Genomic DNA, 15,564 nt, shown 5'->3' on the forward strand with positions numbered 1-15,564 from the left:
GATAACATGGTGAGATAGCGCCGCCGCCACGGGAATGAATCCCGTGACGTCGAAGCTCGGCTTTGCCGAGCCCGGCCGACGGTTCGCGTCGCGATCGCGACCGCTGCATAGCTGACGCTATCCAGCTCGTTCCCTATTTCTTCCTTTTGAAATCCACCGCGACGACGTTCGAGCCATCCTCGACCGGTACCGCGGTCGGGCCGTCGTTTTCCGCCGAATCATGCGGGTCGGGGCCATCGTCAGGGCCATCCTGCGCCTGGAAGCGGAGTTCGAAATTCACCGCGGGATCGTGGAATCCGGTGATCGCCGAATAGGGAATCACCAGCTTCGACGACACCTGGTTGAACGACAGCCCCACCGAGAACCGCTCGTCGTCGACCAGCAAGTCCCAATAGCGGTTCTGCAGGACGATCGTCATCTCGTCGGGAAACCGCTCGATCAACCGCTGCGGGATGTCGACCCCGGGCGCCTGCGTCTTGAAGGTGATGTAGAAATGATGCTCGCCGGGCAGCCCACCCGATTCGGCAATCGTCGTCAGCACCCGCCCGACGACGGCGCGCAGCGCTTCCTGAACGATCTCGTCATAGGGGATCAGGCTATCGGGCAGTCCATCGGTCATATGTCCCTTGGGTAGCGGGCTTTGGGTGTCGGTCAAGATTGCATGCGACACCGGCGGCGCTATGGGATCGAAACCATGCGCACCGCCACGATCACCCGCAACACCGCCGAAACCCGGATCGCGGTCACCGTCGACCTCGACGGCACCGGGATTTACGACATCCAGACCGGAATCGGTTTCTTCGATCACATGCTCGAACAATTGTCGCGGCATTCGCTGATCGACCTGCACGTGCGGACCGAGGGCGATCTGCATATCGACCAGCACCACACCGTCGAGGATACCGGTATCGCGATCGGCGAAGCGGTCGCGCAGGCGCTCGCCGACAAACGCGGCATCCGTCGCTATGGCGATGCGCTCAGCCCGATGGACGAAACGCTGACCCGCGTCGCGCTCGACATTTCCGGTCGCCCCTGGCTCGTGTGGAAGACCGAATTCACGCAAAAGCGGTTGGGCGAGATGGATACCGAGCTGTTCCAGCACTGGTTCCACAGCTTCGCACAGGCCGCGGGGATCACGCTCCACATCGAAACGCTCCACGGCGAGAACAACCACCACATCGCCGAGGCGGCGTTCAAGGGCCTCGCCCGCGCGCTGCGAATCGCGGTCGAGATCGATCCGCGCAAGGGCGACGCGATCCCCTCGACCAAGGGGATGCTGTGACGCTCGCGCTGATCGATTATGGCGCGGGCAATCTTCGGTCGGTCGAAAACGCGCTGCGCACCGCGGGGTGCGACGATCTGGCAGTGACTGCCGATGCCGACGTGGTCGCGCGCGCCGACCGGATCGTACTCCCCGGCGTGGGCGCATTCGGCGCATGTGCCGATGCGCTGCGCGGCGTCGACGGCATGATCGCCGCGCTCGAACGGCGGGTCAGGGGCGACGGCGTCCCTTTCCTCGGCATCTGTGTCGGGATGCAGTTGATGGCAACCGCGGGCGAGGAACTCGGCATCCACGACGGGCTCGGCTGGATCGTGGGGTGCGTCCGCCGGATCGAACCCGCGACGATCGCGACCAAGGTCCCGCACATGGGCTGGAACGACGTCGTCCCGACCCGCGCCCACCCGCTGATCGAACCGGGCGAGGCGTATTTCCTCCACAGCTATGCGTTCGAGGACGATGCCGCGGGCGACGACGTGATCGCGACGACCAACCACGCCGGACCCGTCACCGCCGCGATCGCGCGCGACAACATGATCGGCGTCCAGTTCCACCCCGAAAAGAGCCAGCGCTACGGCCTCGCATTGCTCGAAAGGTTTTTGGCATGGCGTCCCTGATCATCTTTCCCGCGATCGACCTCAAAGGGGGGCAGGTCGTCCGCCTCGCCGAGGGCGATATGGCCCGCGCCACCGTCTATGGTGACGACCCCGCCGCGCAGGCGATGATCTTCGCCGATCAGGGCGCGGAGTACCTCCACGTCGTCGACCTCGACGGCGCGTTCGCAGGGACCAGCGTCAACGGCGATGCGGTGCGCGCGGTGGTCGAACGCTTCCCCGGCCACGTCCAGCTCGGCGGCGGCATCCGCACTCGCGCGAACGTCGAACGCTGGTTCGACCTCGGCGTGTCGCGCGTCGTGATCGGCACCGCCGCGCTGGACGACCCCGATTTCGTTCGCGCCGCCGCGCGCGACTTCCCCGGCGGGATCGTCGTCGCGGTCGACGCCAGGGACGGCATGGTCGCGACCAAGGGCTGGGCCGACGTGTCGACCACCAGTGCGGTCGATCTCGCGCGCCGGTTCGAGGATGTGGGGGTCGCCGCGCTGCTGTTCACCGATGTCGGGCGCGACGGGATGCTGAAGGGCTGCAACGTCGAGGCGACGGTCGATCTCGCGCGCAGCGTGGACATCCCGGTGATCGCATCGGGCGGGGTCAAGGGCATCGCCGAAATCCACGTCCTGGCGCTCCACGCGCGCGCCAATGACCAGAAGGGGGGCGTCGAAGGCGTCATCACCGGCCGCGCGCTCTACGATGGCCGGCTCGATCTCGCGGCGGCGCTGCACGTCGCCGCGGCCGCATAATGGTTCACGCCGAGACACGGAGACGCGGAGGCGTCAGGGGTTTTTCGCGCAGAGGCGCAGAGGACGCAGAGGTGTCGTTCCCGACCGCGTACGCGGTCTTTGATCAACATAAGTTGGTCGCCCGCTGCGCGCTGCCGCGCGCGGTACAGTCTCTGCGTCCTCTGCGCCTCTGCGCGAACCAAAATCTCCGCGTCTCCGCGTCTCCGCGTGAACAATATCCAGGCGCACGATGACCGTTCGCGCCCGCGTCATCCCGTGTCTCGACGTCGCCAATGGCCGAGTCGTCAAGGGCGTCAACTTCGTCGACCTGATCGACGCGGGCGACCCGGTCGAGCAGGCGCGCGCCTATGACGCGGCGGGGGCGGACGAATTATGCTTCCTCGATATCGGCGCCAGCCATGAAGGCCGCGACACCATTCTCGATGTCGTCGCGCGCACCGCGGCGGTGTGCTTCATGCCGCTGACCGTCGGCGGCGGCGTCCGTACCGCCGACGACGCGCGCGCGCTATTGCTCGCGGGGGCGGACAAGATCGCGGTCAATTCCGCCGCGGTGGCACGCCCCGAGATCGTCGCCGACATCGCCGAACGCTTCGGCAGCCAGTGCTGCGTCGCCAGCGTCGACGCGCGCCGCGTCGGCGATCATTGGGAAGTCTTCACCCATGGCGGCCGCCGCGCCACCGGGATCGACGCGGTCGCGCACGCGCTGCGCCTCGCCGAACTCGGCGCGGGCGAGTTGCTCGTCACCTCGATGGACCGCGACGGCACCCGCGACGGCTATGACCTCGCGCTGATCCGCGCGATCGCGGACCAGGTCGAAATTCCCGTCGTCGCCTCGGGCGGAGTCGGCGGGCTCGACGACCTGATCGCGGGCATTCGCGACGGCCACGCCAGCGCGGTCCTCGCGGCCTCGATCTTTCACTTCGGCGAGGCGAGCATCGCCGACGCGCATGCCGCGCTCGCCGCCGCGGGGATTCCGGTCCGCACCCCGCTCCAGGATTGACCCCGCGCGCGCGCCGCGTCAGTCGAGGGGCATGGACCCGCTAGACCGCCTCGAAGCCACGATCCGCGCGCGCCGCGGCGCCGATCCCGCGACCTCCTACGTCGCCAGCCTGACCGCCGCAGGCCGCGCGAAAATCGCGCAGAAACTGGGCGAGGAAGCCGTCGAAACCGTGATCGCGGCCTGTTCGGGCGACGACGCCAGCATCGTCCCCGAAGCGGCGGACCTGATCTTCCACCTCATCGTCCTGCTCGCGGATGCCGGGCTGAGCCTCGACGACGTCCGCGCCGAACTGGCGCGCCGCGAGGGTGTGTCGGGGCATGACGAAAAGGCGGCGCGCACGATCGAAGGGAAGGCCTGATGCCGATCGATGCCACTCAGCCCTATGACGATCAGAATATCTTCGCCAAAATCCTGCGCGACGAGATTCCGTCGAACCGCGTCTACGAGGATGATTATGCGATCGCGTTCCACGATATCGCGCCCGTCGCGCCGACCCACATCCTCGTGATCCCGCGAGGGTCCTATGTGTCGTGGGACGATTTTTCCGCGCGCGCCTCCGACGCCGAGATCGCCGGATTCATCCGCGCCGTGGGCACGGTGGCGCGTGACGCGGGGCTGGTCGCGCCGGGGTATCGGCTGCTCGCCAATACCGGTGCGCAATCGGGGCAGGAAGTGCCCCACCTCCACGTCCACATCTTTGCCGGCAGGCGGTTGGGGCCGATGCTGGCGGGTTGATCGAGGTCACTTAAGGGATTGCGCACCCTCGATTTGCGGTTAGGTTCCCCGGTTTACCGCGAACGCGCGGGCCAACTTCCCCGGGGGAACCAGTTCATGATATTCGGGCGCGTCAAGCCAATCGACGCCATCCTCAACGCCACCGAAGGCAAGACGCTGCACCGGACGCTCGGCGCGTTCCAGCTGATGTTGTTCGGGATCGGCTGCGTCATCGGCACCGGCATCTTCGTCCTGACCGCGGTCGGGGCGCAAAAGGCGGGGCCGGGGCTGCTCCTCGCGTTCGCGATTGCCGGCGCGATCTGCATCGTCGCGGCGCTCTGCTATGCGGAGATCGCGGCGATGATGCCGGTGGCGGGGTCGGCCTACACCTATAGCTATGCCACCGTGGGCGAATTCCTCGCCTGGACGGTCGGCTGGGCGCTGATCCTCGAATATGCGGTCGCCGCGTCCGCGGTCGCGGTCGGCTGGTCGGGCTATTTCACCGGCACCATCCTCCACCAATATTTCGGCGTATATTTGCCGGTCTGGCTGTCCGCCGGACCGCTGGCGCTGGGCGGCACCGCGGGCGGGTTCATCAACCTGCCCGCCGTCATCATCTCGCTGCTCATCACCTGGCTGCTGATCATCGGCACGTCGGAGAGCGCCAAGGTCAACGCGGTGTTGGTCGCGATCAAGGTCACCGCGCTCACCGCGTTCGTCGCGCTGACGCTGACCAGCAGCCATTTCGACATGGCGCGGTTCAACCCGTTCCTGCCCGCGGGCTATTTCGGCGGCTTCGGCAGCGGCATCGGCGCGGTCGGCGCGGCGGCGACGATCTTCTTCGCCTATGTCGGCTTCGATGCGGTCTCGACCGCGGCGGAGGAAACCAAGAACCCTCAGCGCAACGTGCCGATCGGGCTGATCGGATCGCTGTTGTTCTGTACCGTGTTCTACATGCTCGTCGCGGCGGGCGCGATCGGGACGATCGGTGGCCAGCCGGTGATGGGGCCGAACGGCGTGCCCTTCCCGGCCGGCTCCGAAGAGCTCGCGCGTCAGTGCGCGACCTTCGCTGTCGATCAGCTGCCGCTGGTCTGTTCGAACGAGGCGCTGGCGCACACCCTGCGGATGATCGGGTTCAGCACGATCGGCAATTTCATGGGCGTCGCGGCGTTCCTGGCGTTGCCCTCGGTCATCCTGGTGCTGATCTTCGGCCAGACCCGCATCTTCTTCGTGATGAGCCGCGACGGCTTGCTCCCCGAGGTGCTGAGCCGGGTCCATCCCAAGTGGAAGACCCCGCACATCGTCACCGCGATCACCGGGGTCGCGGTCGCGTTCGCGGCGGCGTTCCTGCCGGTCGGGCAGCTCGCCGACATCGCCAATGCGGGGACGCTCTATGCCTTCATGATGGTCGGCGTCGCGCTGCTGGTGCTGCGCAAGACGGCGAAGGACCGCAAGCGCGCGTTCACGGTGCCGGCGGCGTGGCTCGTCGGCCCTGCGACGATCATCGGCTGCATCTTCCTGTTCCTCAACCTGCCCGCCGCCGCGATGCTGGTGCTGCCGATCTGGGGCGCGGTCGGGCTGGTGATCTATTTCGGTTACAGCCGCAGCCGCAGCCATCTCGGCAAGGGCATCGTCGAGGTCCACACGATGGACGAGCCGGGGCTCAAGCCGGACATTCCCGGCACCGATTGATCGGGGTCACTGAATGAAAAAGGGGCCGCGGGGGACATCCTCCCGCGGCCCTTTTTTCGTTCCACCCCGGCGAAGGGCACCCATCAAAGTATTACTGTGATGGGGCCCAAGGCCGGGGCCCAGTTGGGGAGGTCGAGGCAACGAAGCGCAGCGCTGATCACTGCTGTTCCCTAACTGGGCCCCGGCCTCCGCCGGGGTGGTATTTTTGTTTAATCAGCCCAGCACAGCCTTCACCAGCAGCTTGAGGTCCGCCATCGGCCGCGCGCCGACGTGGCTGATCACCTCCGCCGCACAGATCGCGCCCAATTTCAGCGACGCTTCGAGGTCATGCCCGTGGGTCTGGCCGTAGAGGAAGCCCGCCGCGAACAAATCCCCTGCCCCCGTGGTATCGACCACTGCGTCGATCGGCTCGGCGGCCACCGTCGTCCGCTCGCCGCCGCGCATCGCCAGCGCGCCCTGTTCGCTCAGCGTCACCACCAGCGTCTCGACCTTGGGTGCGACCGCCGCGATCGCGGTCTCGACGTCGGTCGTCGCGGTCAGCGACATCAGTTCGGCCTCGTTGGCGAACATCAGGTCGATCAACCCGGCATCGATCAGCGCATGGAAATCGGCGCGGTGGCGGTCGATCACGAATTCCGCCGACGTGGTGAAGGCGACCTTGCGCCCCGCCGCCTTGGCGACGTCGATCGCGGCGCGCATCGCGGCGCGCGGCTCTTCGGGATCCCACAGATAGCCCTCGATGTAGAGATACGCCGCGTCCGCGATCAGATCGCGGTCGAGCGCCTCGGCGGGGAGGTAGTGCGATGCGCCGAGGAAGGTGTTCATCGTCCGCTGCCCGTCGGGGGTCACGAAGATCAGGCAGCGCCCGGTCGTCGGCGCACCGCTGCGCGCCGCAGTGTCGAAACGGATGCCGCACGCGCGGATGTCGTGCGCGAAGACTTCGCCCAATTGATCGTCGGCGACCTGGCCGATGAAGGCGCACTTGCCGCCGAGCGTCGCCATCCCCGCGATAGTGTTCGCCGCGGACCCACCCGAAATCTCCTGCCCTGGCCCCATCTTGGCATAGAGCGCGCCGGCGTCCTCGGGCGAGAAGATCAGCTGCATCGCGCCCTTGGTCATGCCGTTGGCGGCGATGAACCCGTCGTCGGCGGAGCTGAGGATGTCGACGATGGCATTGCCGATCGCGACGACGTCATAGGTAGGTGCGGTCAAAGTCATGGCTCCGGAGAAGGAAGAATGCGCGCGCCCTATCGCGCTTCGCCTCCGCAGGCGAGCCCTGCGTCCGATCGGAGATTGACGCGCGCGCGCACCTCGCCGACGCTGGCGCGATGATTGCCGCCTTTCTCCTGTCGATCCGCCAGCTCGGCGATCGCGCGATCCTCGCGGTCCTGGCGAAGTCGCTAGGGCTGACGCTGGCGACCTTCGCCGCGCTGGGCGTCGGGCTGTACGTCGCGCTCGATGCGGCGATGACCTGGGCGAGCGGGCAGCGCGACGGCGTCGGGATCGTCGCGATCGCGACGCTCGTCATCGGCGTCGGCATCGCGTGGTTGACGTTTCGGATCGTCGCGATCGCGGTGATCGGCTTGTTCGCCGACGAGGTCGTTGCCGCGGTCGAGGCGAAATATTATCCCGCCGCGCTCGCCCGCGCGCACCCGATCGGCGTCGCGGCGTCGCTACGGATGGGGGCGGGATCGGCGATGCGCGCGATCCTCGCCAACCTCGCGATGCTGCCCGTCTATCTCGTCCTGATCCTGACCGGGGTCGGCACCCCGATCGCGTTCCTCCTCGTCAACGGCTGGCTGCTCGGGCGCGACCTCGGCGACATGGCCGCCGCGCGCCACGTCCCCGCTGCGGCACTCCGCCCGCTGGCCAGGACGAAACGGGGCGAACGGATGCTGCTGGGGGTTGCGGTGACCGCGCTGCTCGTGGTTCCCCTCGTCAACCTCCTCGCGCCGATCATCGGCGCGGCGATGGCGACGCATCTGTTCCACAGGGGTAAGGCATGAAGCGACTGATCGCGGCGGGATTGCTCGGGTTCAGCCTGGCGGGCTGCGCCGTCCCTTCGACCACCGGGCCTGCGGTCGGGCGCACCGTGATACCGTATAGCGGTGTCGGGCTCGAACGCGTGATCGGGCAGGACGCAGCGGGGCTGACCCGGCTGTTCGGCCCGCCCGACGCCGACGTCCGCGAAAACACCGCGCGCAAACTCCAGTTTCAGGGTCCGATCTGCGTGCTCGACGCGTATCTCTACCCCAAGGGGAACAGCGAACCCGTCGTCACCTATCTCGACGCGCGCGAACCCGACGGCAGCACGATCGACCGCGCAAGCTGCGTCGCCGCACTGGTCCGCCGCGGCGGCGGGAAATAGCCGCATGCGCCCGGTCGAGAATATCGTCGTCCTGACCGGCGCGGGCATTTCGGCCGAGAGCGGGCTCGCGACATTCCGCGGCCCCGGCGGCTTGTGGGAAGGACATCGGGTCGAGGATGTCTGCACGCCCGAGGCGCTGCACCGCGATCCCGCACTGGTGCACCGGTTCTACGACGCGCGGCGCGCGGCGCTCGATACGGTCGCGCCCAATGCGGCGCATCGCGCGCTGGGGCGGCTCGATGCCGCATGGCCGGGCGAGCTGCTGATCGTGACGCAGAATGTCGACGACCTGCACGAGCGCGCGGGCGCGACACGCCTGCTCCACATCCACGGCGAACTGCGCTCGGCGCTGTGCGCGGCGTGCAGCAAACGGCGCGCCCATACGGGCGATCTGCCGCCGGGGAGCGTGTGCGCGGCGTGCGGAGCCCCGGCGTTGCGCCCCGACATCGTGTTCTTCGGCGAAATGCCGTACCAGATGGAGCGGATCGAAGCGGCGCTGGCCGACGCCGATCTGTTCGTGTCGATCGGCACATCGGGGGCGGTCTATCCCGCCGCCGGCTTCGTCCAGACCGCGCGGCATGGGCGCGCCGACACGCTCGAGCTCAACCTCGAGCCATCGGCGGGGAGCTATTTCTTTGCGCAGACACGGATCGGCGCGGCGAGCGCGCTCGTACCGGCATGGGTCAACAGCCTGCTCGCCTGATCCGCTATTCCCCCCGCGTCATCCGGGTTTCGAGTTCGGCGCGCAGGTCGACGCGGAGCGGCTTGGCCTGGTCGTCGGTGCGGCAGACGACGACGGTGTCGCAGGTCGCGATGCAGCGACCCTGCTGGAACATCGCCTGTTCGATCGTCCAGCTCGACGTGCCGATCCGCCCGATTCCCGAGGTGACGGTAACGGGATCGGGGAAATTGCCCTCAGCCAGATAGGCGATCGCGACGCTCGCGACCATCGTGCGCTCGTTGGCGGGGCGACCGCCCTCCGATCGCGTCGCACGATTGATCCGGACGCGCGCGCTCTCGAACAGCGACGCGAACGCGACATTGTTCAAGTGCCCATTGGTATCGAGATCCTGATAGCGCGTGCCGATCTCCTGCGTGACCGGATAGGCGGCAGCGTCGAGCCGCCAGAGCGCGGGACGGGTCATGGTTTCCTCCTATTCCTCCCCGCACGCGGGGAGGTGGCGCGCGCCGAAGGCGTGACGGAGGGGCGGGCCGGTTTCGAACCGTGTCGTCTGCCGCCTGCCCCCTCCACCAGCTGCGCTGGTCCCCCTCCCCGTAAGCGGGGAGGAATGTCGATTATCGTGGCGCCATCCGGATCGCGCCGTCCAGCCGGACGTCCTCGCCGTTGAAATAGCCGTTCTCGATCATCGTCAGCGCCAGGTTCGCATATTCGGGCGCATTGCCGAGTCGCTTGGGGAACGGCACCGAGGCGGCGAGGTTGTCCTTCACCTGCTGCGGCGCGCCCTGCATCAACGGCGTGTTGAAGATGCCGGGCAGGATCGTGTTGATGCGGATGCCCTCGCTCATCAGATCGCGCGCGATCGGTAGCGTCATGCCGACGACCCCGCCCTTCGATGCCGAATACGCCGCCTGCCCCATCTGGCCGTCCTCCGCGGCGACGCTCGCGGTCATCACGATCGCGCCGCGTTCGCCGTCGTCGCCCGCGGCGAGCGTCAGCATCCCCGCCGCCGATTTGGCGACGCAGCGGAACGTGCCGACCAGATTGATCTGGATGAGCCAGTTGAACGCCTCGAGGCTGAAATGCTTGATGCTGCCGTCTTCCTTCGATCGGCTCGCGGTCTTCATCGCGTTGCCGGTGCCCGCGCAGCAGACCAGCACCGATTCCTGGCCATGCGCCGCGCGTGCCTTGGCGAAGCCCGCGTCGACGCTCTCGTCGCTCGTCACATTCACTTCGCAGAATACGCCGCCGATGTCCTTGGCGACCGCCTCGCCCTTCTCGGCCTGAAGATCGAAGATCGCGACCTTCGCGCCCTTGGCGGCGAGCGCGCGCGCGGTGGCCTCGCCGAGGCCCGAGGCGCCGCCGGTGACAACCGCGGCAATGGTGTTGGTAAGTTTCATGGGGTTTCTCCTATATCGTCATCCCAGCGAAGGCTGGGATCTCATGAGGCTGATGCGCGACGCTTGGGCTCGAGACCCCAGCCTTCGTTGGGGTGACGGTTTGCTGTTAAAGCCGCTCCACGATCGTAACGTTGGCGATCCCGCCGCCTTCGCACATCGTCTGCAGTCCATAACGCCCGCCGCGCTGGTGCAGCGCGTGGACCAATGTCGCCATCAGCTTCGTGCCGCTCGCGCCGAGCGGATGCCCGAGCGCGATCGCGCCGCCGTTGACGTTGAGTTTGGCGTGATCCCCACCGACATGCTTGAGCCACGCCAGCGGGACGGGCGCGAACGCCTCGTTGACTTCGTACAGATCGATGTCGTCGATCCGCATCCCCGCGCGCTTCAGCGCCTTGTCGGTCGCGAACAGCGGTTCTTCGAGCATCACGACGGGATCGCCGCCGGTGACGGTCAGATTATGGATCCGCGCCAGCGGCGTCAGTCCATGCTCCTTGAGCGCGCGCGCGCTCACCACCAGCACCGCGCTTGCGCCATCGCAGATCTGGCTGGCGTTGGCGGCGGAGATCACCCCGCCCTCCTTCAAGAGCTTGACCGATCCGATCGAGTCCATCGTCGCGTCGAAGCGGATGCCTTCGTCCCGGTCGTGGCAGACCATGCCCTCGGGCGTCTCGATCTCGACCCCGACGATCTCCTGGCTGAAATCGCCGCGTTCGGTCGCGGCGGCGGCGCGGCGATGGCTTTCGAGCGCGAACGCGTCGCAATCGGCGCGGCTGAACCCCCATTTGTCCGCGATCATCTCGGCGCCCATGAACTGGCTGAACTGGATGCCGGGAAAGCGTTCCTCCTGCCGCGGCGACTTGGCCTTGCCGAGCCCCGCCTGCGCGAACAACATCCCCGTCGATCCCATCGGCACGCGGGTCATCGATTCGACCCCGCTCGCGATCACGACGTCCTGCGTGCCGCTCATCACCGCCTGCGCCGCGAACTGGATCGCCTGTTGCGACGACCCGCACTGGCGATCGATCGTCACCGCGGGAACGCTGGTCGGCAATGTCGAGGCGAGCACCGCGCCGCGCCCGATCTGGAACCCCTGCTCGCCGCCCTGGCTGACGCAACCCATGATGACGTCCTCCACCGCGGCGGGGTCGATCCCCGAGCGCGCGACGATCGCGTCGAGCGTTTCGGCGGCCAGATCGGCGGGATGCCACCCCGCGAGCCGCCCGCCGCGGCGTCCACCGGCGGTGCGGACCGCTTCGACGATATACGCTTCGGGCATTTCCCTCTCTCCATAACAGATGTTATCTTGCCCGCCTCGTTAGGCCAAAGGGGTTCGCCAGTGCAAGTGAGTGACGCGATCGCGGCGCGCCGATCGGTGCGCGGGTTTCTCGACCGGGCGGTCGACCCAGACCAGCTCCGCGATCTGGCGCTGAAGGCGGCGCGCGCGGCGACCGGGGGCAATATCCAGCCGTGGCATATCGACATCGTCCAGGGCGCCGCGATGGCAGAGTTGAAGGCGATCATGCGCGGCAAGATCGCGCGTGGCGAGACCGAGACGCCGGGTTATGACATCTACCCCAGGGACATGACCGACGCGGCCAGGGCGCGCACCTTCGGGATCGGCGAAGCACTGTACGGCGCGCTCGGCATCCCGCGCGCCGACAAGGCTGCGCGCAAAAGCTGGTTCGCGCGCAATTTTCAGTTCTTCGGCGCGCCCGCTGCCTATTTCTGCACCGTCGACCGCCGGATGGGGCCACCGCAATGGGCCGATTGCGGCATGTATCTGCAGAATTTGATGTTGCTTGCGGTCGAGGCGGGGCTGGCAACGTGCCCGCAGGAATGCTGGGCGGTGTACCCCGACACGGTCGAAACGTTTCTCGGCACGCCCCCCGAACGGATGCTCTTCTGCGGCGTGGCGATCGGGTACGAGGACACGACCGAGCCCGCGAACACGCTACGCGCGCCGCGGGCTCCGGCAAAGGAATGGTTGACGGTGAAGGACTAACTGTTCCCCGGCGAAGGCCGGGGAACAGTCTCGACGCGAAGCGTCGACAGCCGCGCTATCGCGCGTCGATTTTGACAGGACTGGACCCCGGACTGCGCCGGGGAACAGTATTACCGTGCCGCCGACGATCCGCCGCTGCGGCCCTGACCGCCACCGCCGCCGCCGCGACCACGACCGCCGCCGCCGCCACCGCCACCAGCGGGACGCCCGCCGCGGCTCGCGCCCGCATAACTGCGGCCGTTGGTCGCGGTCGGCGCATGCGTCGCGCGCGGACGCGCAGGCCCACGCTGCTGACGCGGACGATCTTCGCGCGGCGCAGGGTCTGCACCGATCGCGTTGGTGCGGGTCTGCTTGATCTTGTTAGCCTGCGCGAGGAAGTCTTCGGGCAGCGGGGTGACCGTGATCTTCTGCCGCGTCAGCCGCTCGATATCGCGCAGGTACGGCTTCTCGTCATCGGCGCAGAATGCGACCGCGATGCCGCTAGCGCCCGCGCGCGCCGTCCGCCCGATGCGGTGGACATATTGCTCGGCGACGTTGGGCAACTCGAAGTTGATGACGTGGCTGACGCCCGAGACATCGATCCCGCGCGCGGCGATATCGGTCGCGACCAGCACCTTGACCTGCCCCGATTTGAACGCGGCCAGCGCGCGTTCGCGCTGCGGCTGGCTTTTGTTGCCGTGGATCGCGTTGCTGGCGATGCCGTTCCCCGCGAGCAGCTTCACGACGCGGTCGGCGCCGTGCTTGGTGCGGGTGAACACCAGCGCGCGGTCGATCGCGGGGTCGCCCAGCGTGATCGTCAGCAGCGCCTGCTTCTCGCCCTGGTTGACGAAAGTGACATACTGGTCGACGCGCTCGGCGGTGGTCGCCGCGGGTTTGATCGACACGGTGATGGGATCGTTGAGGAACTGCCCCGCCAGTTCGCGGATCGAGGTCGGCATCGTCGCCGAGAAGAACAAGGTCTGACGCTTGCGCGGGACCATCCGCACGATTTTCTTGAGCGCATGGATGAAGCCAAGGTCCATCATCTGGTCGGCTTCGTCGAGGACAAGGATTTCGATCATCGACAGGTTGCAATAGCCCTGTTCGATCAGGTCGATCAACCGCCCCGGCGTCGCGACGAGAATGTCGACGCCGCGCGACAGGTCCTGCCTGTTCTTGTTGATGCTGGTGCCGCCGAACACCGTCGCGACCGACATCTTCGAAAACTGGCCATAGCCACGCGCGCTATCGGCGATCTGGCTGGCGAGTTCGCGGGTCGGCGCAAGGACGAGCATGCGGCAATGCGTCGGCAGGACGCGCTTCTGCGCCTCGACCATCCGCTGGATCGACGGCAGCACGAACGCGGCGGTCTTGCCGGTGCCGGTCTGCGCGATGCCGAGCAGGTCGCGGCCTTCGAGCAGCGTCGGGATCGACTGCGTCTGGATCGGGGTCGGCTGCGTATAGCCTTTGGCTTCGAGCGCGCGGACGAGCGGCTCGGCGAGGCCAAGATGCGAAAAGGACATGGGTATTCTTTCAATAAGGCCGGGCTCGGTCGCACGGAATCGGCGCACGAGGGGCGGTGGTGATTGACACCCCGCGTGAAAAGGGAAGCCCGTTAAAAACGACCGAGGCGGAGCTGGACCGCGGATGTATCCCGCCGTCCGATCACGCTGCATGACGCCTCGATAGCGGCCATGTGGCGTGTTGCATCGCAAAAGTCAATCCGCGCTGCGCTGCCCACCGCGAATGGTGTGTTGGCCTTTTGTCACACCAAATAATGTTTCAAGTAACAACGATGACGACGCGGTGAAAAGGCGATTGACTGGCAAGCAATCTCAAATACAGTCGCCGAATAACCGCAGATCGCGGAAAATCGGGGAGTTTCTGTCAAGTGATCACCACGTCGATTCGAGGCGTAGCGCGCCGCGCGCTGCTCGCCACCACCGCGCTCGTCGCGCTCCCTGGCATTGCGGCGGCGCAGGAAGCCCCCACCGGCATGATCAATTCGGCGCAGGGCGGCGGCAGCGCACCTGCGGGCAGCATCCAGGATCCCACGATCGTCATCGCCCAGCCGGGCACGCCCACGACCGCACGCGATACCTCGGGGCCGAACGGCGTCAATGGCGTCGGCCAGATGGTCGTCGACCAGCAGAATGGCTTTATCGGCCTGTGCACCGGCACGCTGATCAACCCGCGAACCGTGTTGTTCGCCGCGCATTGCGTCAACGAGAACGCCAACAGCACCGGGTTTCGCGACCCCTGGGCGTACGGCGCGCAGCAAGGCGGCGTCCCGATCGCGTTCGGCTTTGCCGCGAACAACAACGTGGCGGGCAATTCGGCGTTCGGCCAGTGGCTGAACGGCGCGCTCAAATACCAGACCAACAAGGCCAACTATCTCTACAACTTCAACCAGGTTCTCTATAATCCCGATTCGACGAAGCTGGGCGTCGGCGGCAACTTCCTCCAGGGCGACGTGGCGCTTGCCTCGCTCGATACCCCTGCGACCAACGTGCCGACCTGGGCAGTCCTGTTTTCCGCGCTCCCCGTGCCGAACGCGATCAATGACACCACCGGCACCGGCTATCATGTCGCCGAATATGGCTATGGCAACAACGGCGTCGGCAACACCGGCGGGGTCGGCGGGATCGACTTCCGCCGTCGCGCCGCCGAAAATTACGTCGGCCTGCTGGGCTCGCTTGACGACATCGACCTGTTCCTGTTCGGCGCGACCGGCGGGCTGCCGCAGAATCTCTACCAGCTCGATTTCGACGATCCGCGCCGTGGGACCGCGACCGCGAGAGGTGGCTCGGGAAATCTGAACAGCGGGGATAAGTGGATTGCCGATCTGACCGCGGCCATGTTGGCCGCCCCAGGAGGCAAGATGAGCAAGCGACCCCGCCGGAATCACAGCCCGGCGTTTAAGGCCAAGGTAGCTCTGGCTGCCGTAAAGGGTGAGAAGACGCTGGCCGAGTTGGCGCAGCAGTATGACGTGCATCCAAACCTCATCAACCAGTGGCGATCCCGGCTGCTGGAGGGCGCGGCGGACGTATTCGGATCGGAGCCGGCCGCGAGCGAACCGGCGATCGACGTGACT

Annotated in this window: 18 protein-coding genes; 12 read left to right on the forward strand and 6 right to left on the reverse strand. The window is 67.0% G+C overall.

The features are described 5' to 3' along the window. Nucleotides 1-133: 133 nt before the first annotated feature. A complete protein-coding gene (locus EAH84_RS11840; RefSeq protein ID WP_140872245.1) occupies nucleotides 134-619 on the reverse strand; it encodes an SspB family protein in 486 nt (161 codons plus the stop codon). 75 nt (nucleotides 620-694) lie between these two features. On the opposite strand from EAH84_RS11840, the gene hisB reads away from it, so the two are divergent. The 7 genes from hisB to EAH84_RS11875 all read left to right on the forward strand — a co-directional run bounded on the left by hisB (nucleotide 695) and on the right by EAH84_RS11875 (nucleotide 6,042). After that, a complete protein-coding gene (gene hisB, locus EAH84_RS11845) occupies nucleotides 695-1,282 on the forward strand; it encodes an imidazoleglycerol-phosphate dehydratase HisB (RefSeq protein WP_140872207.1) in 588 nt (195 codons plus the stop codon). Continuing rightward, nucleotides 1,279-1,896, forward strand: a complete 618-nt coding sequence (gene hisH, locus EAH84_RS11850; protein WP_140872209.1) for an imidazole glycerol phosphate synthase subunit HisH — start codon at nucleotides 1,279-1,281, stop codon at nucleotides 1,894-1,896. The genes hisB and hisH overlap by 4 nt, the downstream gene beginning before the upstream one ends. Beyond that, nucleotides 1,884-2,636, forward strand: a complete 753-nt coding sequence (gene hisA / locus EAH84_RS11855; RefSeq protein WP_140872211.1) for a 1-(5-phosphoribosyl)-5-[(5-phosphoribosylamino)methylideneamino]imidazole-4-carboxamide isomerase — start codon at nucleotides 1,884-1,886, stop codon at nucleotides 2,634-2,636. Before hisH ends, hisA begins: the two co-directional genes overlap by 13 nt. Nucleotides 2,637-2,865: 229 nt before the next feature. After that, nucleotides 2,866-3,636 carry an imidazole glycerol phosphate synthase subunit HisF gene (hisF, locus tag EAH84_RS11860; RefSeq protein WP_140872213.1) on the forward strand — a complete coding sequence of 257 codons (771 nt, stop codon included), beginning with the start codon at nucleotides 2,866-2,868 and terminating at the stop codon, nucleotides 3,634-3,636. A 31-nt stretch (nucleotides 3,637-3,667) separates the two neighbouring features. Further along, on the forward strand, nucleotides 3,668-3,994 hold the full coding sequence (locus tag EAH84_RS11865) for a phosphoribosyl-ATP diphosphatase (protein WP_140872215.1): 327 nt from the start codon (nucleotides 3,668-3,670) through the stop codon (nucleotides 3,992-3,994). Further along, nucleotides 3,994-4,371, forward strand: coding sequence for a histidine triad nucleotide-binding protein (locus EAH84_RS11870; protein ID WP_140872217.1), 378 nt, complete (start codon nucleotides 3,994-3,996; stop codon nucleotides 4,369-4,371). The genes EAH84_RS11865 and EAH84_RS11870 overlap by 1 nt, the downstream gene beginning before the upstream one ends. A 96-nt stretch (nucleotides 4,372-4,467) precedes the next feature. Continuing rightward, entirely contained in the window at nucleotides 4,468-6,042 is a 1,575-nt protein-coding gene (locus EAH84_RS11875; protein ID WP_140872219.1) for an amino acid permease, read from the forward strand. A 213-nt stretch (nucleotides 6,043-6,255) separates the two neighbouring features. Here EAH84_RS11875 and EAH84_RS11880 read toward each other — a convergent pair whose 3' ends face one another. Further along, entirely contained in the window at nucleotides 6,256-7,254 is a 999-nt protein-coding gene (locus EAH84_RS11880; protein ID WP_140872221.1) for an adenosine kinase, read from the reverse strand. A gap of 116 nt (nucleotides 7,255-7,370) precedes the next feature. Here EAH84_RS11880 and EAH84_RS11885 point away from each other — a divergent pair, with 116 nt between their 5' ends. Genes EAH84_RS11885 through EAH84_RS11895 form a run of 3 tightly spaced genes read left to right on the forward strand, consistent with a single transcriptional unit; the run spans nucleotide 7,371 to nucleotide 9,113 of the window. Further along, entirely contained in the window at nucleotides 7,371-8,048 is a 678-nt protein-coding gene (locus EAH84_RS11885) for an EI24 domain-containing protein (RefSeq protein ID WP_140872223.1), read from the forward strand. Beyond that, on the forward strand, nucleotides 8,045-8,410 hold the full coding sequence (locus EAH84_RS11890) for a hypothetical protein (protein WP_140872225.1): 366 nt from the start codon (nucleotides 8,045-8,047) through the stop codon (nucleotides 8,408-8,410). The genes EAH84_RS11885 and EAH84_RS11890 overlap by 4 nt, the downstream gene beginning before the upstream one ends. Nucleotides 8,411-8,414: 4 nt before the next feature. Next, nucleotides 8,415-9,113, forward strand: a complete 699-nt coding sequence (locus tag EAH84_RS11895; protein ID WP_140872226.1) for an NAD-dependent deacylase — start codon at nucleotides 8,415-8,417, stop codon at nucleotides 9,111-9,113. 4 nt (nucleotides 9,114-9,117) lie between these two features. On the opposite strand, the gene EAH84_RS11900 is transcribed toward EAH84_RS11895, so the two are convergent. From EAH84_RS11900 to EAH84_RS11910, 3 genes are all read right to left on the reverse strand, one after another. Beyond that, on the reverse strand, nucleotides 9,118-9,555 hold the full coding sequence (locus EAH84_RS11900) for an acyl-CoA thioesterase (protein WP_140872227.1): 438 nt from the start codon (nucleotides 9,553-9,555) through the stop codon (nucleotides 9,118-9,120). 151 nt (nucleotides 9,556-9,706) lie between these two features. Then, complete coding sequence (locus EAH84_RS11905) at nucleotides 9,707-10,489, reverse strand: SDR family NAD(P)-dependent oxidoreductase (RefSeq protein ID WP_140872228.1); 783 nt, start codon at nucleotides 10,487-10,489, stop codon at nucleotides 9,707-9,709. Nucleotides 10,490-10,595: 106 nt separating this feature from the next. Beyond that, a complete protein-coding gene (locus tag EAH84_RS11910; RefSeq protein ID WP_140872230.1) occupies nucleotides 10,596-11,765 on the reverse strand; it encodes an acetyl-CoA C-acetyltransferase in 1,170 nt (389 codons plus the stop codon). A gap of 66 nt (nucleotides 11,766-11,831) precedes the next feature. On the opposite strand from EAH84_RS11910, the gene EAH84_RS11915 reads away from it, so the two are divergent. Then, nucleotides 11,832-12,491 (forward strand): nitroreductase, encoded by a 660-nt coding sequence (locus EAH84_RS11915; protein WP_425326457.1) that lies wholly within the window; start codon nucleotides 11,832-11,834, stop codon nucleotides 12,489-12,491. Nucleotides 12,492-12,601: 110 nt separating this feature from the next. Here the strand turns inward: EAH84_RS11915 and EAH84_RS11920 are convergent, their stop codons facing one another. After that, on the reverse strand, nucleotides 12,602-13,993 hold the full coding sequence (locus EAH84_RS11920) for a DEAD/DEAH box helicase (RefSeq protein ID WP_140872234.1): 1,392 nt from the start codon (nucleotides 13,991-13,993) through the stop codon (nucleotides 12,602-12,604). Between the two features lie 1,358 nt (nucleotides 13,994-15,351). Here EAH84_RS11920 and EAH84_RS11925 point away from each other — a divergent pair. After that, the coding region (locus EAH84_RS11925) for a transposase (RefSeq protein WP_140869304.1) at nucleotides 15,352-15,564 on the forward strand (213 nt) is incomplete at its 3' end.

The sequence above is a fragment of the Sphingomonas oligophenolica genome (assembly GCF_006438955.1).
In the GTDB taxonomy this organism is placed as follows: domain Bacteria; phylum Pseudomonadota; class Alphaproteobacteria; order Sphingomonadales; family Sphingomonadaceae; genus Sphingomonas; species Sphingomonas oligophenolica_A.